The organism is Gillisella taibaishanensis, from assembly GCF_001938985.1.
Lineage (GTDB): Bacteria > Pseudomonadota > Alphaproteobacteria > Rhizobiales > Rhizobiaceae > Allorhizobium > Allorhizobium taibaishanense.
In genome coordinates this window covers 707,283-733,064 of sequence record NZ_MKIN01000022.1, presented here as the reverse complement: position 1 = coordinate 733,064, position 25,782 = coordinate 707,283, and the positions used below count along the sequence as shown (strand labels likewise).

The window sequence follows — 25,782 nt, the reverse complement described above, 5'->3', positions numbered from 1 at the left end:
GGCCGGACGGCCTATATCACTGCTTGCGCGCCTCTTCGGCCTCACGGATCGCTTCTTCGTGGTACCAGCTGGCGGCGCCGCTTTCCAGGATGATGGGCTTTTTGAGAGTGCGTTCGCGCATTTCCCGCAGTCGCTGCGGGTTGCGCACTGGGAATTCGTAGATTGTTGCCGATTCCCGACCAAGGCTCGTTGTCATCGCAATGCCTTCCGTTGTTCCTCGAGCTCCTCCGCCCGGATGAATCTCCTAGCACTTTTTCGGAAAAATTGCACATAGAAAGTGCAAATTGCCCAAAAATAAATCAATTTATGCTGCATTGCACTTCTGCTGCGGCTAAACTCCGAGCGTCGATGCGGCTTTGTTTTGCACTTGCATCACTTTGCGCTGGCTAGGCTGGCCCGATTGTGTCGTAAAACCGTTAAAAATCCCGTGGCTATTCAGTTGTTCCTTATGTTCGTGCAAATTTTTGGATTGTCTGGTCGGGATGATCGCGTATCTGGCACGGTTCATGCTTCATAAAAGCCGACTCCCGGACTGCCGGAGATTCATCCCAGGGTGCGCCCGATGCAGGGCGCTGGACTTATGAGAGATCGACAATGACCAAGTACAAGCTCGAGTATATCTGGTTGGACGGCTACACGCCGGTCCCGAACCTTCGCGGCAAGACGCAGATCAAGGAATTCGCGGAATTCCCGACCCTCGAACAGCTCCCGCTCTGGGGCTTCGACGGCAGCTCCACGCAGCAGGCCGAAGGTCATAGCTCGGACTGCGTTCTGAAGCCGGTTGCGGTTTACCCCGATCCCGCCCGCACCAACGGCGCGCTGGTCATGTGCGAAGTGATGATGCCCGATGGCGTTACCCCGCACTCTTCCAACAGCCGCGCCACCATTCTGGATGACGAAGGCACCTGGTTCGGCTTCGAGCAGGAATACTTCCTCTATCAGGACGGCCGTCCGCTCGGCTTCCCGGAACATGGCTACCCCGCTCCGCAGGGTCCTTACTACACCGGCGTCGGCTACAAGAACGTCGGCGACATCGCTCGCGAAATCGTCGAAGAGCACCTCGACCTTTGCCTGGCTGCCGGCATCAACCACGAAGGCATCAATGCCGAAGTGGCCAAGGGCCAGTGGGAATTCCAGGTTTTCGGCAAGGGCTCCAAGAAGGCCGCTGACGAAATCTGGCTCGCTCGCTACCTGCTGCTGCGTCTGTGCGAAAAATACGCTGTCGACGTCGAATTCCATTGCAAGCCGCTCGGCGATACCGACTGGAACGGCTCGGGCATGCACTGCAACTTCTCGACCAAGTTCATGCGCGAAGTGGGCGGCAAGGACTATTTCGAAGCCCTCATGGCTGCTTTCGCCAAGAACTGGAAAGAGCATATCGACGTTTACGGCCCGGACAACCATCTGCGTCTGACCGGCAAGCACGAAACCGCTCCGTGGAACAAGTTCTCCTACGGCGTTGCCGACCGCGGCGCTTCGATCCGCGTGCCGCATTCCTTCGTGAACAACGGCTACCGCGGCTACCTGGAAGACCGTCGCCCGAACTCCCAGGGCTGCCCTTACCAGATCGCTTCGCAGGTCCTGAAGACCATCGCCGAAGTGCCGACCGCAAAGTCGGAAGCTGCCTGATTTCACTGTCGCGCCCCGGTCCAACGACCGGGGCGTTTTTTCTAACGTGCCTGTCGTGCTTGTGTCGCGATAAGGGGTCAGCACCCGCAAATGTGTGTTTGACGCCCTCGGTCACTTTAAATGTTCAAACAGGCATGACCGGTTTGCGGTCTTTCCTGCAGACAAGCGCAGGGCGGGGCAAGGCTCTTGCTTCTACTTCAAGCGGCTGACCTTTATGTCCTGCTTTGTCGGTCTGTTGCCGCAAGTGACGCTACATTCGATGATGCCGCTGGTGTGGCAATGGTTTTCGCAAAGTGGTCGGACTGATTTTGCGGCTCAGGGTTGCGCATCCGTCCATTTTGAATGCTGCTAGGTGTGATGTGCGAGGTAACCTCTCGCGTTATTGTTGCCGACATTTCGAAACGATAAAATCATCGATACCGGTATCGGTCTAACAGCAAGTTCATGATACTATTCATTCATGCAAAGCGCATGTGTTTTTGTTTTGCCACTTTAAGTTGATTTCGTTTTTGTTGCCGAGCCGCAGTTTTCCCGTTCCGGGTCAGTTTGACGTGCAGCGCCGGTGTCAAAATTGGTTCATTTTCATTGTATATACTTGAGTTAGACGAAGGTCGAAATCATTCCGGTGAACGGCATGCGCCTACCACCTGGGGTCGATTAATTCAGCATTAAGCGCATTATCTATTGGCCGCCGCTTTCATTGATTTTTACGGGTTATCGCGCCACAGTCACTTTACAAATCAGGTCAGTGCTGTTTTCATCATTATCAGAAGTTTGAGTTTCCGCATTTCAATCCGCAGGTTTTTTTAGTTGCTCTTCGGCCTAATAGGCCACTGTTTCAAATGAAATTAAGTTTTACCCGTGATCTTTCTCTCGGGGCTATTGTGGTTTTTTAAGAATTTTGGATGGTTTTTACCGGGTATATCTGCACACATTCCAATATGGCGGATTTTTGAGGTAACGGATTGCCGTTTTACTTGCTCGCCGCTTTTATCTTCTTTTGCTTTTAATTGTTTTCGGGTTTCGGCCGATTTTCAGCGAGGTATTTTCAATGTCTTTCGTAGGCAGACATGAACAGGTCTTTCCGGTTTCCCTTGCTCAGGCGGGTTTGTGGGTCAAGCAGAAGGTTGTACCGCCGGATTTTAGCTTCGTGCTGGCCGAATCCATTGAAATTCATGGTCCTATTCACCCCGGCCTGTTTTGTCAGGCACTGCGCCGCCTCTCCGACGATTTCGCCGTAACGCGCTCACGTATCAAGGAAGTCGACGGCCAGCCGCATCAGGTGGTGATGGCTGCCTATTGCGGCGTGTTTGAAGTGATCGACTTCAGTGGAACGGAAGATCCAGCCGCCAGCGCCGATGCCTGGATGCGCAAGCAGCTGTGCAAGCCGATCGACCTTGCCAACGATAATCTCTGGGGCTCGTCGCTGCTTAAGCTCGCCGAGGCGGAATGGGTCTGGTATCACTGGGCGCATCACTTGATCATGGATGGTTTTTCCGGTGGGCTTCTGGCGCGGCGCATGGTCGATATCTATGACGCGCTCAACGAAGGCCGCCAGCCGGAACCTTATGATTGCGGCTCGCCGCAGGAACTGCTGGAAATGGAGCGCGCCTATCGCAGCTCCCAGCATTTCGAGCGCGACCGCGCCTATTGGACCGAGCAACTGAAGGCTCTGCCCGAGCCGGTGACGCTGATGAAGAAGAAGGGCGAGCCCTCGGGCGGATTGCTGCGCCATACGACGGTGCTCGACCGCAAGACCGTCAAGGCGCTTGCCGAGACCAGCCGTGCTTTCGGCGCCTCCGTTCCGCAGGCGATGATTGCGCTGGTCGGTGCCTATTATGCCAAGGCGACCAATGTTGAGGAATTCACCATGATTACCATGGTGACTGCCCGTATCAGCCAAGCGATGCGCCGGGTGCCGGGGATGACGGCCAATGCCGTGCCGCTGCGCTTTCCAATGACGCCTGGCGTGTCTTGGGCGGACGTGTCCAAGCAGGTGGCGCAGCAGATGAGCCGGGCGCTGCGCTATCAGCGCTACCGCTATGAGGACATGCGCCGCGATCTCCGCATGGTGCGCCAGGATGAACAGATCGCGCTTTTAAGCGTCAATATCGAGCCTTTCGATTACGACCTGCGATTTGCGGGGCACCCGACCACCGCGCATAATCTGTCGAACGGCACGATGGGCGACTTTACCATCTTCGCCTATGACCGTGGCAACGATGGTGACATGCGCATCGATTTCGATGCCAATCCGGCGCTCTATACGCTGGAGGAACTGGCCGATCACGAAGCCCGCTTTACCCGCCTGCTGGAAGCCGTTCTTGCCGATCCGTCGCGGCCGCTCAGCGACATCAGTCTGCTATCGGACTGGGAGCGCCAGGAAATATTGATCGACTGGAACGACACCGCCCATAAGCTGCCGGAAAAGACCTGGCCGGAACTCTTCCGCCTCCAGGCCGCCCGCACGCCGGATGCCGTGGCGCTGTCCTTCGGTGGTCGCAAGATGACCTACGGCGAACTCGATACCGCTTCCGACCATTTGGCCGGCTATCTCGTCGAAAAGGGCGTGCGGCCCGGTGCCTTGGTAGCCGTGGCCGTGCCGCGCTCGGAAAACATGGTGGTGGCGCTGCTGGCAGTGCTGAAGTCGGGTGCGGCCTATCTGCCGCTCGATCCGGCCGATCCCGCCCAGCGCGTGGCGATGATCCTGGAAGACGCGTGCCCGGCGGCCGTAATCACAACGCAAGACGTGTCCGGCAATCTGCCTGATGGGATCGCTAACCTGATCTTCCTCGACGGGCCGTTGCAGCGTGAGGGTTCTGCATTGCCGCAGGGTCCGGCCTTGACCGATACCGCCTATATCATCTTCACCTCGGGTTCGACCGGCCGGCCGAAGGGTGTGGAAATTCCACATAAGGCGCTGATGAACTTCCTGCTGTCGATGCAGGACCTGCTGAAGCTGGATGCGGACGATCGACTGCTGGCGGTAACGACGATCTCCTTCGATATTGCAGCACTTGAGCTATATCTGCCGCTCTTGGCCGGCGCTCAGACCGTGATCGCGCTGCGCTCGGAAGTGCGTGACCCGGCGGTCCTGAGCGGTCTGATCCGCAACCATGGCGTTACCATCATGCAGGCAACGCCGTCTCTGTGGCGGGCGCTGCTGGCCGATCATGCCGAAGGGCTGGAGGGGCTTCGCAGCCTGGTCGGCGGCGAGGCGCTGCCGTCGGATCTCGCCCACAAGATGTCGCGGCTCGGTCACCCCGTGCTCAACGTCTACGGCCCGACGGAAACGACGGTCTGGTCGACGAATATGCCGTTGTCCGGCAGTGATCTCGACACCGCGCCGATCGGCCGGCCGATCTGGAATACCAGCGTTTACGTATTGGACCGTCATTGCCAGCCGGTGCCTCCGGGCTTCATCGGCGAGCTCTATATCGGGGGCGCTGGCGTGGCCAAGGGATATCTCGACCGGCCCGATCTGACGGCAGAAAAGTTCATGGCCGATCCATTCGCCGGCGGCGAGGCGCGCATGTATCGCACCGGCGATCTTGTGCGCTGGCGCCGGGATGGTGTGCTCGACTATCTCGGCCGCAACGATCATCAGATCAAGATCCGCGGCTTCCGCGTGGAGCCGGGCGAAATCGAGACGGCGCTGACTGGCTTGCCCGAAGTGCGCGAAGCTGTGGTCATCCTGCGCGACGATCCGGGTCGCGACAAGCGCCTGGTCGCTTACGTCGTGCCACGAGATGGGGCCGAAATCGATCCCGCCGATCTGTCGCAACGGTTGGGCAGTGTGCTGCCCATGCACATGATCCCCGCAGCTTATGTCGTGCTTGAAGCCATTCCGTTGAATTCGAATGGAAAGACTGATCGCCACGCGTTGCCGGTGCCGCAATGGACGGTGACTGACGGTGTCGCCCTACCGGGTACCGAGGCCGAAAAGCGACTGGCTGCACTGTGGTGCGAGATTCTTGGCCTGGAGCAGATCGGTATCCACGACAGCTTCTTTGTGCTCGGTGGCGACTCGCTTGCCGCAGCAGGCATGATCTCGGCCGTGCGCACCAAGTTGAAGGGCGATATCCCGCTCGGCGCCGTGTTCGAGACACCGACCATTGCGGCTCTTGCCGTGCATCTGGATGGAGCCGGTGGCAGCTCACCGTTGATCGAGCCGGTGCTTGCTATCCGTGCCAAGGGCACGCGCCCGCCGCTGTTCTGCATCCACCCGGTTCTCGGCCTTGGTTGGAGCTTCTTTGCGCTGGCCCAGCATCTCAGCGAAGATGTGCCTGTCTATGCGCTGCAGTCGGACGGTCTTCATGATCTCAACGCTCTCCCGCGCTCGATCGAGGAAATAGCGACGCTTTACGTGCAGCGGATCCGCAAGATCCAGCCACAGGGGCCTTACCATCTGCTCGGCTGGTCGCTTGGCGGGCTGATCGCCCATGAAATGGTGCGGCAATTGCGTGCCCAAGGCGAGAGCATTGCCTTCCTCGGCATGCTCGACAGCTATCATTTCAAACCTGCGCCGCAATTGCAGGACGATGCTGCGCTGGCGCGCGCCGCCCTCGGCTTCCTCGGCTTCGATGAGGCGGCGGCGGGCGCCAACCCATCGCTGGCCGAACTCGGCGATTTCGTGCTGAAAATGTTCGATGCCGACAACCATGTTCTGCTGGAACAGGTCAACCAGTTTGATCCTGACTTCGTCGAGCGGGCCAAGTCGACAATTTTGCACCATCTCGATATCGCGCAGCGTTTCACACCCGGCAAGATCGATGTGGACATGCATTTCTTCCGCGCCGAGAAAAGTGCCGGCGGCGAAGCGCTGGAGGCTATTCTGCATTACGACGCGCAAACCTGGCTGCCGCATGTCGAGGGCCGCGTCTATCTGCGCGACATGGCCTGCAACCATCATGACATGCTCAACCCCGAGCCCGCTGGCCATATCAGTGCCATCGTGCAGGCCGAATTGCTGCGGGAATTCCTGGTCCTGCGCCGGCCGCAGGCGGTCAAGGAGCTTGAGCTGAAAGTGGGCTGAGGCCGCATAGGATCCGAAACGGTCGGATTTCGAAAGTGTGACCAACACAGGCGCCGCGTATCTGATAAGGTATGCGGCGCTTGTGCTATTGAGGAGGCGGGTGCAACCCGCGCTGTGGAGCGCCTTACGATTTCGGTCGACGTGCCGACGTGCGAATTTACGAGCCCTGTTGATTTCTATTGCATAATTTAAAATGTTAAAGCGTCTGTTACGCGCCTTTATAAAACGCGCGGCGTTTTAAGGAGCGAAAGATGAAGCGGAGAACATCTCTTATCTGCCTTGGAGGATTTGCCGCATCGCTTTCGGTTCTGATGGTGATTCCGATCTTTTATAGACACGGGCATCACCAACTTCTGCGCTATATTTTCGATATTACGTCCGTCTTATCGTTCTTATTCTTTTTAACCGGGGTTTCGACATCTATGATGACGGCCGCATACGTCACTTTCAAAACGATGTATAAGGAGGAGGATCTAGTTGTGATCAAGCTATTGGTCTGGGACGAATACAAGTGAATATGCGGGGATGAGGCCGAGTGGGTGCCACAGATCTCGTGCGTTGCGAGATAGTGTAGGCTTGGCTTCCAAGGTGACCTCAAGAAGCGCCTCTCACCGCTCTTCCGCTCCTCCCAGATTTTGCCTATGCAGGAGAGGCATCTAATTTCCAAGCCGGACCCTGCCATGACCTTGTCTTCTGCCCTTATCCTTGCCGTGCGTCCGCTGACAGCTGAAGCCTTTGCACAGTTCGGCGATGTCATCGAGGCCGATCCGGAACGGATGCGGCTGATCAACGGAGGCACGACCGAGCGGTTTCACGGGCTGGCCAGCCCTGAGGTGATTGGCGAGTGCGCGCGGGTGATCCTCAATATCTTCCGTGGCCAGCCGAGGTCCTTTCCCTATGAGATCGACATGATGGAGCGTCATCCGCTCGGCAGCCAAAGCTTTTCGCCTTTGTCTGGCCGGTCCTTCCTGGTGGCGGTGTCGCAAGACCGCGATGGAAAGCCGGGTGTGCCGCAGGTGTTTCTGGCAGAGCCGCATCAGGGGGTGAATTATCGCTGCAATGTCTGGCACCATCCCTTGATGGCAATCGGCGCGGTCAGCGATTTTCTGGTTGCGGATCGCGACGGGCCGGGAAACAATCTGGAGGAGTTTTTCTTCGACGCCCCTTACGTGATTCTGGAGCCCCGCCCATGACCGGCCTCACCACCCATGTTCTCGACACGGCGCTTGGCCGACCGGCCGCTGGCCTGCGCATTCAGCTCATGCGGATGAAGGGCGAGGAGGCGGAGCTAATCAAGACGATCTTCACCAATGACGACGGACGTGTCGATGGCGGGCCTATTCTCGTTGGTGAAGAGTTTCGCGTTGGGCAATATGAGCTGCTGTTTCATGCCGGTGATTATCTGAAAAGCCAGAACATGGCGCTGAGCGATCCGCCGTTTCTGGACGTGATCCCGATCCGCTTCGGCATTTCGGATCCTCAGGCGCATTACCATGTGCCGCTGCTGCTTTCGCCTTACGGCTATTCCACCTATCGCGGCAGCTGAGCCATGCGCTTTGCCGCCATAGCCGACATTCACGGCAATTGCCTGGCGCTGGAGGCGGTGCTGGCGGATATCGCCGCGCAAGGCATTGCCTATGACCATGTGGTCAATCTTGGCGATTGCTTTTCCGGGCCGCTGGAGGCCGGGCGCACCGGCGACTTGCTGTTGCTGCTCGAACTCGTGACCGTCAGGGGCAATCACGATCGCTATCTGATCGAGCTGGCGCGGGCGGATATGCATGCCTCCGACGCCTTGGCCTATGATCAGTTGTCGCCCCGGCATCTGAACTGGCTGCGGCAACTGCCGGTAACCACCGTCTGGCGCGACCAGGTGTTTCTCTGCCATGCGACGCCCGAGATTGACGATGTCTATTGGCTGGATAGCGTCAGCCCCGATGGTTTGGTGCATCTGAGATCCCGGGTCGAAATTGAAGCCTTCGCCAAAGGCATCGACCAGGAGCTGATCCTGTGCGGCCATTCGCATCTGCCGCGCAGTATCCGGTTGGAGGATGGACGGCTGATCGTCAATCCCGGCAGCGTTGGCTGCCCGGCCTATGACGACGATGTGCCCTTCTACCACAGGGTCGAGGCGGGAACGCCTCTTGCCTCCTATGCTATCCTCGACAAGACAGAGGGACATTGGACGGTCACGTCGAGGCTGGTGCCCTACCGCCATCTCGACATGGCGCGGCTGGCTTCCGAACGGGGCCGGCCGGATTGGGCGAGTGCGCTTGCCAGCGGCTGGCTTGCATGAACTCGCTGCTCTGACATTCAACGAGATTGCAGCGGAAATCATCGCCTGCACGGCTGTATTTGCTGTGCAGGACTGTATGATGGGCGCGGAAGAGGGGATGACCAAGCCATCATGCGACTGCTGATCGTTGAAGACAATCATGAACTGGCCGATTGGCTGGCCAAGGCGCTGACACAGGCGCATTACACCGTCGATGCCGCCCATGACGGCGAGGAGGCGGAGCATTTCCTCGAGCTTGCCGATTACGCCGCCGTCGTGCTCGATCTGTCGCTGCCGAAAGTGGATGGCATGACGCTGCTGAAGCGCATTCGCCGCGCCGGCAGCAAGGTGCCCGTGATCATCCTCACCGCCAATGCCTCGCTGGACGGGCGGGTGGCGGGGCTGGATTCCGGCGCCGACGACTATCTGGCAAAACCCTTCGAAATGGCCGAATTGGAGGCGCGTTTGCGTGCGCTGATCCGGCGCGGCCATGATCTGGCGAGCCCTGAAATCGCCGTGGCCGATCTGGTGCTGAACAGCGCGACGCGGCAGTTTTCTCTCAAAGGCGAGGTGCTGTCGCTGACGCCGCGCGAACATTCGGTGCTGGAATATCTCATGCTGAAGGCCGGCAGCACCGTAACCAAGGCGGCACTGTCGGAAAGCGTGTTCGGCTTCGATGCCGAGACCGATCCCAGCGCCATCGAGATCTACGTGCACCGGGTGCGCAAGAAGCTGGAAGGTGGAGCGGTACAGATCGCCACGCTGCGCGGGCTCGGCTACATGCTGCGGGCGGCCTGATGGGCCGGAGCGGTGCCAGTCTCTCGCCGGTGCGGGTTCTTCTGCGGCTGCGCCACAGCCTGCGGGCGCAATTGCTGGCCTGGGTGCTGGTGACGCTGGTCGGGGTGATCGGCTTCAATCTCTATTTCGGCCTGGTTCTCGCCCGCACGACAGCCAATCTCGTGACCGATAATATGCTGCTTGGCTCCGCCCGGATGATCGCCGAAGCTGTGCGGGTCGATGCCGGCGGCAATGCTGAAGTGGATATTCCGCCAGCTGCTCTGGAGATTTTCGACACCGGCCATGGCGACCGCGTCTTCTATCAGGTGACGACGGCCTGGGGCAATCTGGTGGCCGGCTATGCCGATCTGCAGGTTCCGGCTCGGATGCGCCAGGGCGAGGACATGGTGTTTCGCAACCTGAATGTGCGCGCACTGATGCTCAACCATCCCGTTGTCGGGCTGCATCCGGTCGAGGCGCCCAATAGCGAAGGCGGCGTGGCCGATGGCGTGACGGTGACCGTGGCCGTGACCCGCTACAGCCAGCAGGCGATGCGCACGCAATTATGGCTTTCGGATTTCAACGGTCAGGTGCTGTTGGTGCTTGTGGCCGGATTGGTGACGGTGCTGGGGCTGAACCGGGGGCTGGCGCCGGTGCTGCGCCTGCGCGATGCCGTGCGCAAGCGCCGCCGCGACCAGCTGGAGCCCTTCGACGAGGGCATTGTCCATACGGAACTCAGGCCGCTGGTGCAGGCGCTCAATGATTACATGAACCGGGTGCAGCAGCAGATGGCGGCGCAGCGGCGCTTTGTCGCCAATGCCGCGCATCAGTTGCGCACGCCGCTGACGCTGCTGTCCACCCAGGCGAGTTTTGCCGCCCGCGAAACCGATCCGGCGCGACGGGAAGAGGCGCTGCAGGCACTGATCCGCTCCACCCGGCAGGTGACGCGGCTTGCCGAACAATTGCTGACCCTGACCCGGGCCGAACCCGGCAGCCGCGCCCCGCGTGCAGACCGGGTCGACATGGCCGATGTTGCCCGGCAGGTGCTGGAAGCGCGGGTGGAAGAGGCGCTGCGCCAGGGCATCGATATCGGGCTCGACGCCGACGAGGCCGCCCCCGTCATCGGTGACGGCACGATGCTGAAGGAAATGCTGGTCAACCTCGTCGACAACGCCCTGCGCTATACGCCCGCACCGGGCACGGTGACCGTGGTGGTGACGCCGCTCGGCAACGAGATCGTGCTTCGCGTCGAAGACAGCGGCCCCGGCATTGCCGAGGCCGAGCGTATCCAGGTGTTCGAACGCTTCTACCGCATCATCGGCACCCAGGCCGAAGGCAGCGGCCTTGGCCTTGCCATCGTCAAGGAAGTCGTCGACGGCGCCGGGGGGAGGGTAACGCTCGGCACGTCTGATGATGGTGGGTTGAAGGTGGAGGTGCGGTTGCCGAGGGCGTGAGAGACGTCTGCGTGAATATTGCCGTGTTGCTGGCATGCCTCTCGGTTAAGGATCGTAGTATGAAATTAAAAACGACTGTATTTTTGCCGCGTCATCGGCAGGCAATCTCCGGCCTATATTGTACTGGAAAGTGATCATTTTATTTGCTTTTTTCCGTTGAAGCCAGACGTTCACGGCCATACACTCATCGTCAGCAAGGAGCATTATCACGACATTCGCGACTGCCCTGCGGAACTGGGCACGGATCTGCTGTTGATCGTCCAAAGCCTTTCTAAGCGTTAAGCAGACAGGCTTGAAGCGACCAGTTTCGACCTTCTCAATGCAAATGGTAGCTCCGCTGAGCAGTCCGTGGATCATCTGCATTTTCATTTTCTGCCGCGCTTCCCGGAGGATGGGATCAATGCGTGGCCAGTTCTATCAATCGAAGCTTTCGATTTCGAGTTACTGTCTAATACGGTGACCGATGTGCGAGAATGAGGCGCTATGACCGTAATTCGTGGGATTACCGATGCGGATAGTGGCGCTCTGATCGATTTATGGCGTTCCAGTTGGATGGCAACCTACCGTCGAAGTCTTGGGGAAGATGCTCTAGCCACCATGCTTGCCGATCTGGAGCAACATGGTGTGGCAGCCATGCTGCCCGGCGCTGGAGAAAAAGGCTACTGCGCAGTTATCGACACGCAGCTTCAAGGCAGCATTGTTATCGCCGAACGTGGTCGCATTGCCTATGTCTGGGGGCTGTATGTTTTGCCCGATCAGCAGCGTCGTGGAATTGGCTCAGAACTGCTAAGGACGGCCATCCGCGTCATTGAACAAGCTGAGACTGTCGAAATCAGAGTGCTTGAAAGCAGCAAATCTGCTATGGCTTTTTACGCAGGGCTGGACTTTGTCGAGATCGGACGAGAAAAGGCGGAGCTTATTGGTGCCCTGACCATAGCTACCATCGTCATGTCAGCCGGTGTTTCTTCGCTGAAAGCCCTGCTCCCGCCCCAGGACAATGGTATACAGCACATTTAAAGTGTTACAGCGCCGTGCGTTTTATAAAAATGCACGGCGCTGTAGAGTGTTTCTGAGTTTTCCAACTCTTTTTTACGTACTTCCGGAGGAAAATCGGTTTCACTTTTTCTGGAAACACTTCTAGCGGCATCGGCGGCGGCCAGTCTCCCAGCCGCCGCAGGTTTGCCTCAAAACACCTGCCGCAGCAGGAGGAACAGCACGAAGGACAGCGCGATCGAGACGGGCAGGGTCAGCACCCAGGCCAGCATCATGTTGCGCACGGTTGACCATTGCAGGCCGGAGCCGTTGGCGGCCATGGTGCCGGCGACGCCTGAGGACAGGACATGGGTCGTGGAGACCGGCAGGCCGAAATGGTCTGCGGCGCCGATGGTGACCATGGCCACCATTTCTGCGGCAGCCCCCTGGCCGTAGGTAAGGTGGGTCTTGCCGATCTTTTCGCCGACGGTGACGACGATCCGCTTCCAGCCGACCATGGTGCCGAGCCCGAGCGCCAGCGCCACGGCGACCTTGACCCAGAGCGGGATGAACTTCGTCGCGTTGTCGACGGCGGCGTGGTAGGCCTTGACCGCATCGAGATCGGCCGGCTGCATCGGCAGCAGCTTGTTCTTGTCGATCAGTTTCAGCGCTTCGCCGATCAGGTAGATGTCATTGCGCATATTGCCGATCATCGCGGTCGGCACGGCTTCCAGCGTCGGGAATTTCGAGATCTGTTCGGTGGAGGTGTGCACAAATTGCTGTAGCGCCAGCGTGGTGTTGTCGTTCCAGCTCTTGGTTTTCACGGCATTGGCAACCTCGGCGCGGGCATCCGCGACTGTGGCGCCCGGCTTGACATAGGCCTGCAGCGCCATCTCGACATTGCGCGAGGCGGTTTCATAGGCGCGTAGATAATGCGGGTCCGGCGTGCGGTTCAGCGCAAAGGCCGTCGGCACCAGGCCGATCAGGATCAGCATGATCAGGCCCATGCCCTTCTGGCCGTCGTTGGAGCCATGGGCAAAGCTGACGCCGGTGCAGGTGAAGATCAACAGGCCACGGATCCACAGCGGCGGCGGCAGGTTGCCTTTCGGCTCGGCGTAGAGCACCTTGTTGCGCACCACGAGCTTCATCACCAGCAGCATCAGGGCGGAAAACGCAAAGCCAATGATTGGCGAAATCAGCAGCGACAGGCCGATATTTGTGGCCTGAGACCAGTCGACGCCGCTCGTCGCGGTGCCGGCGGCGGCCATGAATTGATTGGCAAGACCGACGCCGATGATCGAGCCGATCAGCGTGTGCGAGCTGGACGAGGGCAGGCCGAGATACCAGGTGCCGAGGTTCCAGATGATCGCGGCGGCAAGCAGCGCAAACACCATGGCCAGACCGGCGCCCGAGCCGACCTGCAGGATCAGCTCCACCGGCAGCAGCGACACGATGCCGAAGGCAACGGCGCCGGACGAAAACACCACACCGAGAAAATTGAACAGCCCCGACCAGACCACGGCAATTTCCGCCGGCAGCGAGCGGGTATAGATGACTGTGGCCACCGCGTTAGCGGTATCATGGAAGCCGTTGACGAATTCGAAGCCGAGCGCAATCAACAGCGCCAGCCCAAGCAGAGCCCAGGGCACATAGGCCGCACTTTCCAAATCCTGGCTCAGGGCATAGCCGATATAGCCAAGGCCACCAAGCAGCACGACCAGGAAAAGCGGCATGAACCACTTACCGATCGCCGACGGGCGTTCGAGCGGATGATGGGCGTGGGAGGGGTGAGCAAGTCCGGCAGTTGTCGCGTCCGTCACGTCATGTTCCTCGCGTCTGGGCAGAATTGACGGATGTTAACCACCGGCGCGTGAAGGGGGTGTGACAGTGGGAGATGTGTTGGCGGATGCGCTGACTGCATTTTGATTTGTGTCCCCTGTATGAACGGTCTGCTGCTTTTAGGCTTTACGACCGACAGGCTGCGGCTTTGGGTCCGCAATTGGCCCAAAGCAGCCATTTCAGCAAGATGACGGGTGCGCGATTAGATAAAATTACTCGACCCAATTGCATAATTCTTTGACTGTTTTCGCGTATGCCCTTGCGCAAACAAGGATGGACGATGCGCGTTATATTTGTCTTCGCCGCAGTGGCGCTCGTAGTAGGTGGCGTGATCGCTACTATAAAGGTTCCTAACGTCAGAGGTGCGGAGCGGGTGTTGGCCAACTATCGTGCTGATCCTCAAGGGACCTCGAAGCGGCTACAGGCCGCCATCTCCGAATGCGTGCCAGATAGTGCAAAAAGTCCTATTGGCATGCAATTCACGAAGACCGTTATCACACCCTTCTACGTCAAAACCCTCGATCTCCGGATGGAGGGAGCGTCCAGAGATACCTTCAGTGCGCAACTTCAAAAATGGATAATTGCCAACCATCCAACGCTTTTGACAACCCTGCCAGACAGGGACTTTCTTGAGTTGATCGGCTATCTCAAAAAAATTGGAGAGGATGACGTTGAGAACTGCATTCTTTCCTCCGCAATGTCGGGCGATAGCAGCATTGAAACAAGTTCGAACAAATGGAGCCTTCGCCTCTAGCCGACCATACCTCAGAATGTCCGCTTGTGGCGCTTTGCGGAAGTTACAAGCAGACGGCTATTTACAGGCGTCCGACCGAAGTGTTTCAACAACATGAATGATAGCACGAAGCGGTCGTTCGATTATCCAGATTAAACAGTTTAATTGGCAATGACAAAAAAGCCGCCCGCAATCTCCATTGCGAGCGGCTTCCAAATCCAAACCCTTCCGGGCCAGCTCCCCTCAGTGCGTGTCGAGGCTCTGCTGCGGGCGCCATTTGGCCAGGCGGTTTTCGATCAGGGTCATGACATATTCGGCGGCGAGTGTGATGATCATGACCAGCACGATGGCGGCGAACATGCCGGCGGCGTCGAAGGTGCCCTTGGCGATCGAGATCAGCTGGCCGATGCCGTAGCGGGCGCCGACGAATTCGCCGACGATGGCGCCGATGATGGCAAAGCCGAAGGAGACATGCAGGCTGGCGAAGATCCAGCTCATGGCCGAGGGCACGATCACGGCCTTGGTCACCTGCCAGTCGCTGGCGCCGAGGATGCGGGCATTGGCGATCATGTCCTGGTCGGCTTCACGCACGCCCTGGAAGGCGTTGGCGAAGACCACGAAGAACACCATGATGAAGGCGAGCGCCACCTTGGAGGCGAGGCCCAGGCCCATGATCATGATGAAGATCGGCGCCAGAACCACGCGCGGGATCGAGTTGATTGCCTTGATATAGACCGAGAAAATGTCCGAGAGCAGCTTGTTGCGGCCAAGGCCGATGCCGACCACGACGCCGGCGAATGAACCGGTGAAGAAGCCGATCAGCGCTTCCTGCATGGTAATGCCGAGGTTGAACCACAGCGAGCCTTCGGTGGTGCCATTGACTGCCCAGTCATAGATGCGCTCGACTACGGCATAGGGGCTGGCGTAGAAGAACGGGTCGATCCAGGTCTGGTCGGAAGCGACCTGCCATAGAGTCAGCACGCCGACCAGGATGGCGATCTGCCAAAACAGCACGATCTGCTTGCGACGCTTGACGGATTTCAGCGCTGCGGCTTCGATTTCCTTGTCAGAAGTGCCGGCGCGGAAGGTGGCGGCTGCCGGGGTGGCCGGGCTTTGTAGGGTTACGTCTGCCATGATCTTGTCCTCCTCAGGCGGCTTCGCTGGCGCGGCGATAGCTGGTTTCGACTTCCTGGCGCATGTCTTCCCAGATCGTCTTGCAGTATTCGACAAAGGCCGGCTCGTAGCGGATTTCCGAGACGACGCGCGGGCGCGGCAGCTCGATCGGGTAGACCGATTTGACGGTCGCGGGGCCTGCGGTCAGCACATAGACCTTGTCGGCCAGCGCCACGGCTTCTTCCAGATCGTGGGTGACGAAGATGACAGAGGCCTTGCGCTCGGCCCAGAGCTTCAGCAGTTCCTCGTGCATCACGGTGCGGGTCTGCACGTCGAGCGCCGAGAAGGGCTCATCCATCAGCAGGATTTCCGGCTCGTTGATGAAGGTCTGCGCCAGCGCCACGCGCTTTCTCATGCCGCCCGAGAGCTGGTGGGGATAGTGGTGCAGGAACTTGCTCAAGCCGACGCGGGCAAGCCAATCCTTAGCCGACTTTTCGGCTTGCGCCTTCGACTTGCCGCGAAACAGCGGGCCGGCCATGACATTGTCGATGACGTTCTTCCAGGGAAACAGCGCATCTTTCTGGAAGGCGAAGCCGACGCGCGGGTCGATGCCGTTGACCGGGCCGCCCATCAGCCGCACTTCGCCGGCGCTGGGCTTGGCAAGGCCGGTGACGAGGTTGAGCGTGGTCGACTTGCCGCAGCCGGTCGGGCCAACGACGGCGACGAATTCGCCGCGCTCGACCGCCATGTTGAAATCTTTCAGCGCCGTTAGCGTCTTGCCGGTGGGGGACACGAAGCGGCGGGTCACATTGATGAGTTCGATAGCCGGGGTCCGGCTCTGGTCATTGGCCATGGGACATCCTTCCGGCGAGCGCCAGGCCCGCAGAGTGTTGTTCTTTCAAAGGATAAAGTGTGGGCCGCCAGCCCGTAGGGCAGGGGCGGCCCGTTCAAGTCATCAATTGCGCGATCAGAACTTGGCGTTCTTGACGAATTCGGTCGTATAGGTCTTGGACAGGTCGATCTTCTTGCCCTTGACGTTCTTGGAGAATTCCGAGAGCACGGCCAGAACCGTCGGCGGGCCATCTTCCGGCATCACGCCATCGGGGGTGAACATGCCCTTGCCGGCTTCGAGAGCCTTGATGTAGCCCTCCTTGTCGCCAACGTAGAAATCCTTCGGCATCTTTTCGGCAATTTCAGCCGCCGAATGCGTATTGATGAATTTCAGCGTCTTGACGAAGGCATTGGCGAGCTTCTGGACTTCTTCCTTATGCTCGTTGACCCAGGCAGTTTCCATGTAGAGCGAGGCTGCCGGATAGGTGCCGCCCAGTGCTTCGCGGGTCTTTTCCACGGTGCGCAGGTCGACGAGAATGGAGGCTTCGCCCGTTTTGATCATGCGCGAAATCGTCGGCTCGGTGGTCATGCCGCCCTGGATGCTGCTCTGCTGCATGGCGGCGATGAATGTGCCGCCGGCACCGACCGGAATGGTGACGATCTCGCCCGGCTTCAGGCCAGCCTTGGAGGCCATGTAGAGGGTCAGGAAGTTGGTGGAGGAGCCAAGCCCGGTCACGCCAAGCGTCTTGCCCTTGAAGTCGGCAAAGCTTTTGATTTCAGGGTTCTTGGAGGATACCAGCTCCACTTCGCCCGGCGCCTGGCTGAACTGCACGACGGACTGTACGAACTTGCCCTTGGCCTGCAGGTCGACGCAATGGTCGTAGAAGCCGACAACGCCGTGGACGGCGCCAGCCAGAAGCTGGTTTTCAGCGTCGACGCCAGCGGCTTCGTTCAGAAGCTCGACATCGAGACCTTCTTCCTTGAAGTAGCCGAGGCTCTCGGTCAGCTTGGCAGGCAGATAGATCTGCTTTTCATAGCCGCCAACCATGATGGTGATCTTTTCGGCCGCCTGCGACAGCGCCGTGCTGCCGGCGAGAGCGACAGCCGCAACCGCGCAAAGCGAAAGGGCGCGGAAAAATGTGCGGGTAGAACGCATGGGTAATCCTCCTCTGTAGCGGTATCTGTGGCGCGCTCCCCGGCGCGTCTCCTCCACGATACGGTGGAACAGGTGTAGCAGGGCTAGCTTTCAGTCAGCTTTCAGAGACCTGAAAAATGAATGGATCGTTAAGCTATTTCGGCTTGCTCCCCACGCCCGCCACATAGGTTTCCACCACAATCCGGTCGTCGCCCAGCGTCTGCATCAGGAACAGTTCCTCGGTGAGCGAGGTCACGGCTTCCATTTTCAGGGACATGGCCGGGGTGGCGCGGGCGTTGAGCACGACCAGGTCGGCTTCGGTGCCTGGGGCCAGCGTGCCGATCTTATCGCTAAGCGACAGGGCCTCGGCATTGCCAAGCGTCATATGGTAGAAACTGTCGAGCGGGTTCAGCCGCTCGCCCAGCAATTGCTGTATCTTGTAAGCCTCGTCCATGGTGCGCAGCATGGAATAGCTGGTGCCACCGCCGATATCGGTGGCAACGGCAACGCGCACCGGCTTGTCGCGGCGCTGGATCGCCTTGAGCGGAAAGAGTCCGGAGCCGAGGAAGAGGTTTGACGTTGGGCAATGCACCGCGACGGATCTCGCCTCTGCGAGAGCATCTGCCTCCCGCTCTGACAGGTGGATCGCGTGGCCGAACAGGGTTTTCTCCCCGAGAAGGCCGTAGCGGGCATAGATATCCGTATAGTCTGTTGACTCAGGGTAAAGGCTGGCGGTGAACTCGATTTCCTCGCGGTTCTCAGAGAGATGCGTCTGGATATGCAGATCCGGGAATTCGCGGGCGAGCGCCTGGGTGCGTTCCATCTGCTCTGGCGTCGAGGTAATGGCAAAGCGCGGGGTGATGGCCACGAGGTTGCGGCCGCGGCCGTGCCAGCTTTCGATCAGTTCCTTGGTCTCGTCATAGCCTGACTGAGGCGTATCGAGCAGGCCTTGGGGGGCGTTGCGGTCCATCATCACCTTGCCGGCGATCATGCGGGTGCCGCGCCTTGCGCTTTCGGCAAAGAAGGCGTCGGCCGATGTCTTATGGACGGAGCAGTATGCCACCGCCGTCGTCGTGCCCTGGCGCAGGAATTCGTCGAAGAAATGCGTGGCGATACGCTCGGCATGCGCGGTCTCAACGAAGCGGCATTCCTCGGGGAAAGTATAGGTGTTCAGCCATTCCAAGAGATTGGCGGCATAAGAACCGATCACCTGCATCTGCGGGAAATGCACGTGGCAATCGATGAAGCCGGGCAGGATCAGATGCGGACGATGGTCGATCTCGACAGTGGTCTCGTCGGCGTCAACTTTGACCTGATCATAGCCGCCTGACGCGAGGATCATGCCGTCTTCGATAAGAACGGCGCCGTCGGTTTCATAGAGATAGCTGTCGGTATCGGTGATGTGCCGGGGCTGGCTCTTGAAGGAGAGCAGGCGCCCGCGGATCAGGGTCTTGGTCATTGCTGGCTTTGGCCTTTCACAGCGCTTTCATACCAGGCCACCAGCAGGGCGCGCTCCTGCGGCGTCACCTCGGAGACATTGCCGGGCGGCATGGCATGGCTTCTTCCGGCCTGGATATAGATCTCGCGGGCATGGGCCGCAATCTCGGCATCGGTTTCGAATTTCACATTCTTCGGCGGGAAGGTCAGCCCTTCCCAGACCGGTTCGGCCGCATGGCACATGGAACAGCGCGCCTGGACGATATCGCGCGCTGTGCCGAAATGCGCATCGGCCATGAACTGTTGCTGCATCGGCGACAGCGCTGCATGCTCGCCGGCGCCGGGTTTTTGTACCGTCGACAGCCACATGATGACGATGAAGATCACTGTTGTGACCATCCAGGTCCAGATCGGTCGGCCTTTTCTGGCATGGGTGGTGTTGAACCAGTGGCGGATGGTGACGCCCATCAGGAAGACGAGGGCGGCGATGATCCAATTATAGGCCGTGGCAAAGGCCAGCGGATAATGATTGGACAGCATGAAGAACACGACTGGCAAGGTGAGGTAGTTGTTGTGCAGAGAGCGCTGCTTGGCGATCATCCCGTATTTCGGGTCGGGCTTGCGCCCGGCAATCAGGTCGGCCACCACCACTCGCTGGTTGGGCATGATGATGAAGAACACGTTTGCCGTCATGATCGTCGCGGTAAAGGCGCCGAGATGCAGGAAGGCGGCGCGGCCGGTAAACACCTGCGTATAGCCCCAGGCCATGGCGACCAGCAGGATATAAAGGAGGATCATCAGACCCCAGGTATTCTTGCCGATCGGCGATTTGCACAGCAGATCGTAACAGATCCAGCCAATGGCAAGCGAGGCCATGGATAGGCCGATCGCCTGCGGCTGGCTGATGTCGAGCACGCTGCGGTCGATCAGAAACAGGTCTGCGCCGCCGTAATAGACCACGCAGAGCATGGCAAAGCCCGATAGCCAGGTGGCATAGCTTTCCCATTTGAACCAGGTGAGATGCTCAGGCATCGAAGCGGGAGCAACAAGATATTTCTGCACATGGTAGAAACCGCCACCATGCACCTGCCATTCCTCGCCATAGGCACCTTCCGGCATGCCGGCACGTTTGACGAGGCCGAGATCGAGCGCGATGAAATAGAAGGAAGAGCCGATCCAGGCGATGGCGGTCACGACATGCAGCCAGCGGACCGCAAAAGCCAGCCATTCCCAGGCGATGGCGAATTCATACATTATAGACCTCATGAAAGCATAGGACGCAGAACTTTGGGCGCCATGCTCTGGTTTCTATTCGCATCGGGTCATCCGAAAACCGGTTCCCACTTTTCGGCCGATGCTTTGGCTCTCCCGACCGTCGACATTGCAAAATCCCGCGCGCCAAGGGAAGGGCACTTTTCCATCAAAGCGCAGAAATTTGTGCATGCATTCGTTTTAGGCAGATTGGTTGGTTGGGCTGGCGGCGTGATTGGTTCTGCCGGGGTGGAAAGCTCAGCCTCGCTCGACCAAGCCGGCCTGCGCCAACTCCTCGATCATCGGTCCCAGCCAAGGACGGTAGTGCGCGGTTTTCTTGTCGACGCCGCTGTAGAGGCCTTGGCGGACCTGGGCGGAGCTCAGGGTCATCACGGCGCGTTCGGCCTTATGGAAGTCGAGGCAGGCGGGGTCCCAGGGGAGGTCGCAAAAGGCGAGCAGGCGGCGGGTTTCGGCTTCCTGGTCGATTGTCAGCTGCTCGTAGCCGAGCTCCATCACATCATCGGGGAATAGCTTTTGCCAATGGGCGACCAGCCGGCGGTGGGCGGCGATATAGCGGGCGGTCTCGGTCTGGTCATAGCTATATTGCATGCCGTCGCTGGGGAAATAGCTGGAATAGAGGGCAAAGCCATTGGCCAGCGGATCGCGATGGGTGACGATGATCTTTGCGGCGGGAAACATCAGCTTGATGAAGCCGATCCAGAGGAAGTTGACCGGCATCTTGTCGGCGATGCGCGGCTTGTCCGTCCGGGCGCGCACTGGGGCGATATAACGCTGGGTTGCATGGGCAAGCGCCTGCGGCGTCAGGCTGTCTTCACCTTTCAGGATCTGGCTGTGAGGCTCCAGGAAGGCATCGGCTATCGCATAGCTCAGCGTTTCCAGCTCGCCAGCGCCGTAGACGTCAGCGTGGCTGGCGAGGATCTGTTCGGTGAGGCTGGTGCCGGAGCGTGGCAGGCCAGTCACGAATATTGGCCGTTCCGACTGCCGGTATCCTCCCTGTTCCATGAGCGCATGGCAGTGCGCCACGAAATCCGGCGTAAAGCGCTCCTCCAGCGCCTGCATCAGCGCGAGATCCTGCTCGACGGCATAGGTCGGAAACTGGCGGCGGCGCTCGCGGTTGGCATCCTCGAGATAGGGATAAGCCTCGTCATAACGGGAGATGTCGTTCAGCGCTTTATAGAGTGCAAAGCCGAGTTTCAGACGCCGGGCTGGCTCGTCGGTGAGCCTTGCATGCAGTGCCTGCATCGCCGCGATCTCGGGCGCTTGCTTGTCATAGCGCGTCAGCATGCCGAGCAGCAGATAGGCGTCGACGTGATCGGGATCGCGCGCTAGCACTTCGCGATAGGCTTGCTGTGCTTCTTTCATCCGCCCAAGGCCCTGTAGTGCCTGGCCGTGATAGAAGTGACCGATGAGATCATCAGGGGCGGCTGCGATGGCCCGTTCGATCAGCGCCAAGCCAAGGTCGAACTCGCCCTGCATCAGCAGGCGGAAGCTTTTGTCTTTGAGCGCGTCAGTCTGGTGTGGGTCGAGGGTCAAGGCCTGGTCGTAGGCCTCGTTGGCTTCCTCATAGCGGCCAGCTTCTTTCAGACAATCGGCAAGGCTGGCGTAGAGATCAGCGGTCGGCTCGCCCGACGCAAGTGCTGCCTTGTACTGCTCAATCGCGTCTGCCCAGCGACCGTCTGCCCTGATGAGATCGGCGAGCCTGATATGCACGGTGGCGTCGGGGCGGATCGACAAGATCGCTTCCAGCAGGTTGCGGGCGCCGGCATAGTCTTTGACGTGGATGGAGACTTCGGCCAGCTCTCGCGCCGCTTTGCAGGCCATCTGCTGCAGGCCTTCGATCTTGCGGCGCTCCTCGTCCGGCAGAAGCGCGAGATCCGCTGCCGAATGCTGGCGCGCCAGATCCAACAGGGGCTCCAGTTTCTGGCGCTGGGCCTGCAGTTTTTCCAGGGCGCTCATGTCTTCTCTCTTTGCCGTTCTGCGCGATTACCGTCCACGCCTCGCATCCCAGACCTGCCTGAAGCTTACAGCAGTCGGCAGACGAGTTCGGCGGCCACGAGTGCTGCGATGACGGGCGGGCGCTTGTCCTTGATCGGGCTTGCGCCGATCGGCAGGATCAGCCGCTCGAGTCTTGTCACATCCTCGCCCTCGCGCGCCAGCCAATGGGAGAAGGTGGCGCGCTTGCTGGCCGAGCCGATCATGCCGATATAGGCGAGATCGTCGCGCGCCAGCGCCTCGCGGGCAATCAGGAAATCCAGCGCATGGTCATGGGTGACGATCACCGCCGCACCGCCGGGGGCGAGTTTCGACACCAGCATTTCCGGCATGGGGTTGCGGTCAAGCACGATACCCATCGGCACTTCGCCATCAATCTCACTGCGGGCGTCGATCAGCCGGGTGCGCAAGGGCAGGGGCGCGAGAGCCGCCGCAAGCGCAAGGCCTACATGGCCCGCGCCGAACACGAACACCTCGGGAAAGGCGGCGCGGGCTGTCTGTTCTCCGGCCAGCAGAGCTTGCGTGCGCGATGGCGTCAGCCGGGCAAGCGACAGTGCCACGCGGCCGCCGCAGCATTGGCCGATCTCAGGGCCGAGCGGCACGTCGAGCTTCGCTTCGTCTTCGCCGCCGGCCAGCATTGTGCGGGCCTTGGCGATGGCGAGATACTCCAGCTGGCCGCCGCCGATCGTGCCGAATACGCTGCCCGCTGCCACCACCATCAGCGCGCCCGCCTCGCGCGGGGTCGATCCCTTGGCCTCGGTTACGGTCACGGCGACGCTGTCGCGGTGCTGCGACAGGAATGTTGAAAGCGATGTCCGCAAAACCCCCTCGGATACTCCCCCCTCGGCGATTACGTGTGGCACTAGAGCTTTGCCTCCTTCAGCCGTTCCACGGCCATCAGAATTCGCTCAGGCGTTGCCGGCGTATCGAGGCGCGGGCAGATCCGGTAATCGGCCACGCTGGCTGCTGCCATGGACAGTGCTTCCAGCACGGAATTGGCCAACATGAAGGGCGGCTCGCCGACCGCCTTGGAGCGGCCGATGGTCGGTTCGGTATTTTCAGCCCAATCGGCCAGCTTGACGTTGAAAATCTTCGGGCGGTCGGAGGCGAGCGGGATCTTGTAGGTGGACGGCGCGTGGGTGCGCAGCCGGCCCTTGCCGTCCCACCACAATTCCTCCGTGGTCAGCCAGCCCATGCCCTGCACGAAACCGCCCTCGATCTGGCCGATATCGATGGCCGGATTGAGCGATTTGCCGACATCGTGGAGAATGTCGGTGCGGTCGATCAAATATTCGCCGGTCAGGGTGTCCACGGAGACTTCGGTGCAGGAAGCGCCGTAAGCGTAATAGTAGAAAGGCGTGCCGCGCCCGGTCTCGCGGTTCCAGTGGATCTTCGGCGTCTTGTAAAAGCCGGCAGCCGATAGCTGCACGCGGCCGAGATAGGCCTGGCGTATAAAGTCGGGGAAGGGGATCTCCTCGCCGCCGACCTTGACGCGATTGGGCAGGAACACCACTTCGGCAGCAGATACCCCCCATTTTTCCGCGGCAAAGGCCACAAGCCGTTCCTTGATCTGGCGCACGGCATCGTAAGCTGCCATGCCGTTCAGATCCGAGCCCGAGGAGGCGGCGGTGGCCGAGGTATTCGGCACTTTGCCTGTCGTGGTGGCGGTGATTTTCACCTTGTCGATATCCACCTGGAACCCATCCGCAATCACCTGGGCGACCTTGGTATAGAGGCCCTGGCCCATTTCGGTGCCGCCATGATTGAGGTGGATGGAGCCGTCCTGATAGACATGAACAAGCGCGCCGGCCTGATTATAAGCGGTCATGGTGAAGGATATGCCGAACTTGACCGGGGTGAGCGCAATGCCCTTCTTGATGACCGCGCTCGTCTTGTTGAAGGTGAGGATGGCGGCGCGGCGCGCCTGGTAATCGCAGGAGGTTTCCAACTCCTCCACCACGCGGGCGATGATGTTGTCCGTGACCTGCTGGTGATAGGGCGTCAGGTCGCGGCCGGAACCGGTCTCGCCGTAGAAATTGGCCTTGCGGATCTCAAGCGGGTCTTTGTCCAGAGCATAGGCGATTTCCTCGATCACCCTTTCTGCGCCCAGCATGCCCTGCGGGCCGCCAAAGCCGCGATAGGCAGTGTTGGACACCGTATGGGTCTTCAGCGGCTGCGAGGTCAGCTTCACATGCGGATAGAAATAGCTGCTGTCGGCGTGAAACAGGGCGCGGTCGGTGACCGGGCCTGACAGGTCGGAGGAATAGCCACAGCGCGCGGCGAACTTCGCCTCTATTGCATGGATGCGGCCGGCGCCGTCGAAGGCAACGTCGAAATCCATCTTGAAATCATGCCGCTTGCCGGTGACGGACATGTCCTCGTCACGGTCCGGGCGAAACTTGACGGCGCGGTTGAGCTTCTTGGCCGCCAAAGCGGCAAGCGCCGCAAATTGATTGCCCTGGGTTTCCTTGCCGCCGAAGCCGCCGCCCATGCGCCGCACGTTGACGGTGATCGCATGCGAGGGCGTGTTCAGCACATGGCCGACGATATGCTGGATTTCTGAAGGGTGCTGGGTCGAGGACCAGACGGTGACATCCTCGTCTTCGCCAGGGATCGCCATGGCGATATGGCTTTCCAGATAGAAATGCTCCTGGCCGCCGATCCGCATCGAACTTTGAAGGCGGTGTTCGGCCTTATCGAGTTCCGTCTCCGGCGTGCCGCGCTTCAGCACCATGCCCGGCGTGACCAGCGGCGCCTCGTTTGATATGGCGGCGTCGATATCGGTCCAGAACGGCAAGTCGCGGTAATCCACCTTGGCCAGTCTTGCCGCCTTGCGGGCCGCGTCGCGGCTCTCGGCGATGACGGCAAAGATCGTCTGGCCGTGGAACTCTACCTTGTCTTTGGTGATCAGTGGCTCGTCATGGCGCCCGCCTGATGACACATCGTTGACGCCGGGAATGTCGTTTGCCGTCAGTACGGCGACGACGCCGGGATAGGCTTTGACGGCCGAAAGATCGATAGACACGATCTCGGCATGGGCGCGATCCGCCATGCCCAGCGCGCCGTGCAGCAGACCTGATGGTTCGGGAATGTCGTCGATGTATTCAGCACTTCCGGCCACATGCTTATGGGCTGAATCATGGCGCAGCGATTGATGCATCGGGCCATTGATGGCAGCGGCGGTGGTGAAGACGGCCTTATCCATGCGCTTGGCTCCTGGAAACGACAGCAACAAAATTGGGCTTCGCCCCCCTCATCCCCCTGCCGGGACCTTCTCCCCGCTGGGGA

The 25,782-nt window shown here is 59.8% G+C and carries 20 protein-coding genes and 1 pseudogene; 10 read left to right on the top strand and 11 right to left on the bottom strand.

All coding sequences use genetic code 11. The features are described 5' to 3' along the window. Nucleotides 1-16: 16 nt before the first annotated feature. On the bottom strand, nt 17-196 hold the full coding sequence (locus BJF91_RS14550; RefSeq protein ID WP_075615184.1) for a DUF2735 domain-containing protein: 180 nt from the start codon (nt 194-196) through the stop codon (nt 17-19). Between the two features lie 398 nt (nt 197-594). Between BJF91_RS14550 and BJF91_RS14545 the strand changes: the two genes are divergently transcribed. The 7 genes from BJF91_RS14545 (at nt 595) to BJF91_RS14510 (ending at nt 11,170) form a co-directional block, all read left to right on the top strand. Beyond that, nucleotides 595-1,629, top strand: coding sequence for a glutamine synthetase beta-grasp domain-containing protein (locus tag BJF91_RS14545; RefSeq protein ID WP_075615183.1), 1,035 nt, complete (start codon nt 595-597; stop codon nt 1,627-1,629). Between the two features lie 1,051 nt (nt 1,630-2,680). Continuing rightward, nucleotides 2,681-6,664, top strand: a complete 3,984-nt coding sequence (locus BJF91_RS14540; RefSeq protein WP_075615182.1) for a non-ribosomal peptide synthetase — start codon at nt 2,681-2,683, stop codon at nt 6,662-6,664. Nucleotides 6,665-7,344: 680 nt separating this feature from the next. Further along, nucleotides 7,345-7,857, top strand: coding sequence for an ureidoglycolate lyase (locus tag BJF91_RS14530; protein WP_075615180.1), 513 nt, complete (start codon nt 7,345-7,347; stop codon nt 7,855-7,857). Then, entirely contained in the window at nt 7,854-8,210 is a 357-nt protein-coding gene (gene uraH / locus BJF91_RS14525; protein ID WP_075615179.1) for a hydroxyisourate hydrolase, read from the top strand. Before BJF91_RS14530 ends, uraH begins: the two co-directional genes overlap by 4 nt. A gap of 3 nt (nt 8,211-8,213) precedes the next feature. Continuing rightward, on the top strand, nt 8,214-8,960 hold the full coding sequence (locus tag BJF91_RS14520) for a metallophosphoesterase family protein (protein ID WP_075615178.1): 747 nt from the start codon (nt 8,214-8,216) through the stop codon (nt 8,958-8,960). A gap of 111 nt (nt 8,961-9,071) precedes the next feature. Continuing rightward, entirely contained in the window at nt 9,072-9,737 is a 666-nt protein-coding gene (locus BJF91_RS14515) for a response regulator (protein ID WP_075615177.1), read from the top strand. Continuing rightward, on the top strand, nt 9,737-11,170 hold the full coding sequence (locus tag BJF91_RS14510) for a sensor histidine kinase (protein WP_075615176.1): 1,434 nt from the start codon (nt 9,737-9,739) through the stop codon (nt 11,168-11,170). Before BJF91_RS14515 ends, BJF91_RS14510 begins: the two co-directional genes overlap by 1 nt. Before the next feature lie 45 nt (nt 11,171-11,215). Here the strand turns inward: BJF91_RS14510 and BJF91_RS25635 are convergent, their stop codons facing one another. After that, nucleotides 11,216-11,533: a hypothetical protein gene (locus tag BJF91_RS25635; protein ID WP_234801625.1), complete on the bottom strand. Its 318-nt coding sequence runs from the start codon at nt 11,531-11,533 to the stop codon at nt 11,216-11,218. Between BJF91_RS25635 and BJF91_RS25630 the strand changes: the two are divergent. Together BJF91_RS25630 and BJF91_RS14500 are read left to right on the top strand one after the other, a co-directional pair. Further along, nucleotides 11,507-11,647 (top strand): annotated as a pseudogene (locus BJF91_RS25630) (hypothetical protein); the annotation flags it as partial. The gene BJF91_RS25635 and the pseudogene BJF91_RS25630 sit on opposite strands and share 27 nt — an antisense overlap. A 6-nt stretch (nt 11,648-11,653) precedes the next feature. After that, nucleotides 11,654-12,187 carry a GNAT family N-acetyltransferase gene (locus tag BJF91_RS14500; RefSeq protein WP_075615175.1) on the top strand — a complete coding sequence of 178 codons (534 nt, stop codon included), beginning with the start codon at nt 11,654-11,656 and terminating at the stop codon, nt 12,185-12,187. A 167-nt stretch (nt 12,188-12,354) separates the two neighbouring features. Here the strand turns inward: BJF91_RS14500 and BJF91_RS14495 are convergent, their stop codons facing one another. Further along, the gene (locus tag BJF91_RS14495) at nt 12,355-13,890 is read right to left on the bottom strand and encodes an inorganic phosphate transporter (protein ID WP_234801646.1); all 1,536 of its coding nucleotides are present in this window, start codon (nt 13,888-13,890) and stop codon (nt 12,355-12,357) included. Between the two features lie 371 nt (nt 13,891-14,261). On the opposite strand from BJF91_RS14495, the gene BJF91_RS14490 reads away from it, so the two are divergent. After that, nucleotides 14,262-14,735 (top strand): hypothetical protein, encoded by a 474-nt coding sequence (locus BJF91_RS14490; RefSeq protein ID WP_075615173.1) that lies wholly within the window; start codon nt 14,262-14,264, stop codon nt 14,733-14,735. A gap of 222 nt (nt 14,736-14,957) precedes the next feature. Here BJF91_RS14490 and BJF91_RS14485 read toward each other — a convergent pair whose 3' ends face one another. The 8 genes from BJF91_RS14485 to xdhB all read right to left on the bottom strand — a co-directional run bounded on the left by BJF91_RS14485 (nt 14,958) and on the right by xdhB (nt 25,699). After that, nucleotides 14,958-15,848, bottom strand: a complete 891-nt coding sequence (locus BJF91_RS14485) for an ABC transporter permease (RefSeq protein WP_075615172.1) — start codon at nt 15,846-15,848, stop codon at nt 14,958-14,960. 13 nt (nt 15,849-15,861) lie between these two features. Then, nucleotides 15,862-16,680, bottom strand: a complete 819-nt coding sequence (locus BJF91_RS14480; protein WP_075615171.1) for an ABC transporter ATP-binding protein — start codon at nt 16,678-16,680, stop codon at nt 15,862-15,864. A 114-nt stretch (nt 16,681-16,794) separates the two neighbouring features. Beyond that, nucleotides 16,795-17,814, bottom strand: coding sequence for an ABC transporter substrate-binding protein (locus BJF91_RS14475; RefSeq protein WP_075615170.1), 1,020 nt, complete (start codon nt 17,812-17,814; stop codon nt 16,795-16,797). A 133-nt stretch (nt 17,815-17,947) separates the two neighbouring features. Further along, the gene (gene guaD, locus BJF91_RS14470) at nt 17,948-19,252 is read right to left on the bottom strand and encodes a guanine deaminase (protein WP_075615169.1); all 1,305 of its coding nucleotides are present in this window, start codon (nt 19,250-19,252) and stop codon (nt 17,948-17,950) included. After that, nucleotides 19,249-20,484 carry a urate hydroxylase PuuD gene (puuD, locus tag BJF91_RS14465; protein ID WP_075615168.1) on the bottom strand — a complete coding sequence of 412 codons (1,236 nt, stop codon included), beginning with the start codon at nt 20,482-20,484 and terminating at the stop codon, nt 19,249-19,251. The genes guaD and puuD overlap by 4 nt, the downstream gene beginning before the upstream one ends. A 255-nt stretch (nt 20,485-20,739) precedes the next feature. After that, nucleotides 20,740-22,458 (bottom strand): tetratricopeptide repeat-containing sulfotransferase family protein, encoded by a 1,719-nt coding sequence (locus tag BJF91_RS14460; RefSeq protein WP_075615167.1) that lies wholly within the window; start codon nt 22,456-22,458, stop codon nt 20,740-20,742. 65 nt (nt 22,459-22,523) lie between these two features. After that, the gene (xdhC, locus tag BJF91_RS14455) at nt 22,524-23,315 is read right to left on the bottom strand and encodes a xanthine dehydrogenase accessory protein XdhC (RefSeq protein ID WP_075615166.1); all 792 of its coding nucleotides are present in this window, start codon (nt 23,313-23,315) and stop codon (nt 22,524-22,526) included. A 41-nt stretch (nt 23,316-23,356) separates the two neighbouring features. Further along, complete coding sequence (gene xdhB, locus BJF91_RS14450; RefSeq protein WP_075615165.1) at nt 23,357-25,699, bottom strand: xanthine dehydrogenase molybdopterin binding subunit; 2,343 nt, start codon at nt 25,697-25,699, stop codon at nt 23,357-23,359. Nucleotides 25,700-25,782: the final 83 nt, after the last annotated feature.

Coding starts and splice junctions, on each gene's coding strand:
- BJF91_RS14550 (WP_075615184.1), bottom strand. CDS start 196: ATGACAACGAGCCTTGGTCGGGAATCGGCAACAATCTACGAATTCCCA.
- BJF91_RS14545 (WP_075615183.1), top strand. CDS start 595: ATGACCAAGTACAAGCTCGAGTATATCTGGTTGGACGGCTACACGCCG.
- BJF91_RS14540 (WP_075615182.1), top strand. CDS start 2,681: ATGTCTTTCGTAGGCAGACATGAACAGGTCTTTCCGGTTTCCCTTGCT.
- BJF91_RS14530 (WP_075615180.1), top strand. CDS start 7,345: ATGACCTTGTCTTCTGCCCTTATCCTTGCCGTGCGTCCGCTGACAGCT.
- uraH (WP_075615179.1), top strand. CDS start 7,854: ATGACCGGCCTCACCACCCATGTTCTCGACACGGCGCTTGGCCGACCG.
- BJF91_RS14520 (WP_075615178.1), top strand. CDS start 8,214: ATGCGCTTTGCCGCCATAGCCGACATTCACGGCAATTGCCTGGCGCTG.
- BJF91_RS14515 (WP_075615177.1), top strand. CDS start 9,072: ATGCGACTGCTGATCGTTGAAGACAATCATGAACTGGCCGATTGGCTG.
- BJF91_RS14510 (WP_075615176.1), top strand. CDS start 9,737: ATGGGCCGGAGCGGTGCCAGTCTCTCGCCGGTGCGGGTTCTTCTGCGG.
- BJF91_RS25635 (WP_234801625.1), bottom strand. CDS start 11,533: ATGCAGATGATCCACGGACTGCTCAGCGGAGCTACCATTTGCATTGAG.
- BJF91_RS14500 (WP_075615175.1), top strand. CDS start 11,654: ATGACCGTAATTCGTGGGATTACCGATGCGGATAGTGGCGCTCTGATC.
- BJF91_RS14490 (WP_075615173.1), top strand. CDS start 14,262: ATGCGCGTTATATTTGTCTTCGCCGCAGTGGCGCTCGTAGTAGGTGGC.
- BJF91_RS14485 (WP_075615172.1), bottom strand. CDS start 15,848: ATGGCAGACGTAACCCTACAAAGCCCGGCCACCCCGGCAGCCGCCACC.
- BJF91_RS14480 (WP_075615171.1), bottom strand. CDS start 16,680: ATGGCCAATGACCAGAGCCGGACCCCGGCTATCGAACTCATCAATGTG.
- BJF91_RS14475 (WP_075615170.1), bottom strand. CDS start 17,814: ATGCGTTCTACCCGCACATTTTTCCGCGCCCTTTCGCTTTGCGCGGTT.
- guaD (WP_075615169.1), bottom strand. CDS start 19,252: ATGACCAAGACCCTGATCCGCGGGCGCCTGCTCTCCTTCAAGAGCCAG.
- puuD (WP_075615168.1), bottom strand. CDS start 20,484: ATGTATGAATTCGCCATCGCCTGGGAATGGCTGGCTTTTGCGGTCCGC.
- BJF91_RS14460 (WP_075615167.1), bottom strand. CDS start 22,458: ATGAGCGCCCTGGAAAAACTGCAGGCCCAGCGCCAGAAACTGGAGCCC.
- xdhB (WP_075615165.1), bottom strand. CDS start 25,699: ATGGATAAGGCCGTCTTCACCACCGCCGCTGCCATCAATGGCCCGATG.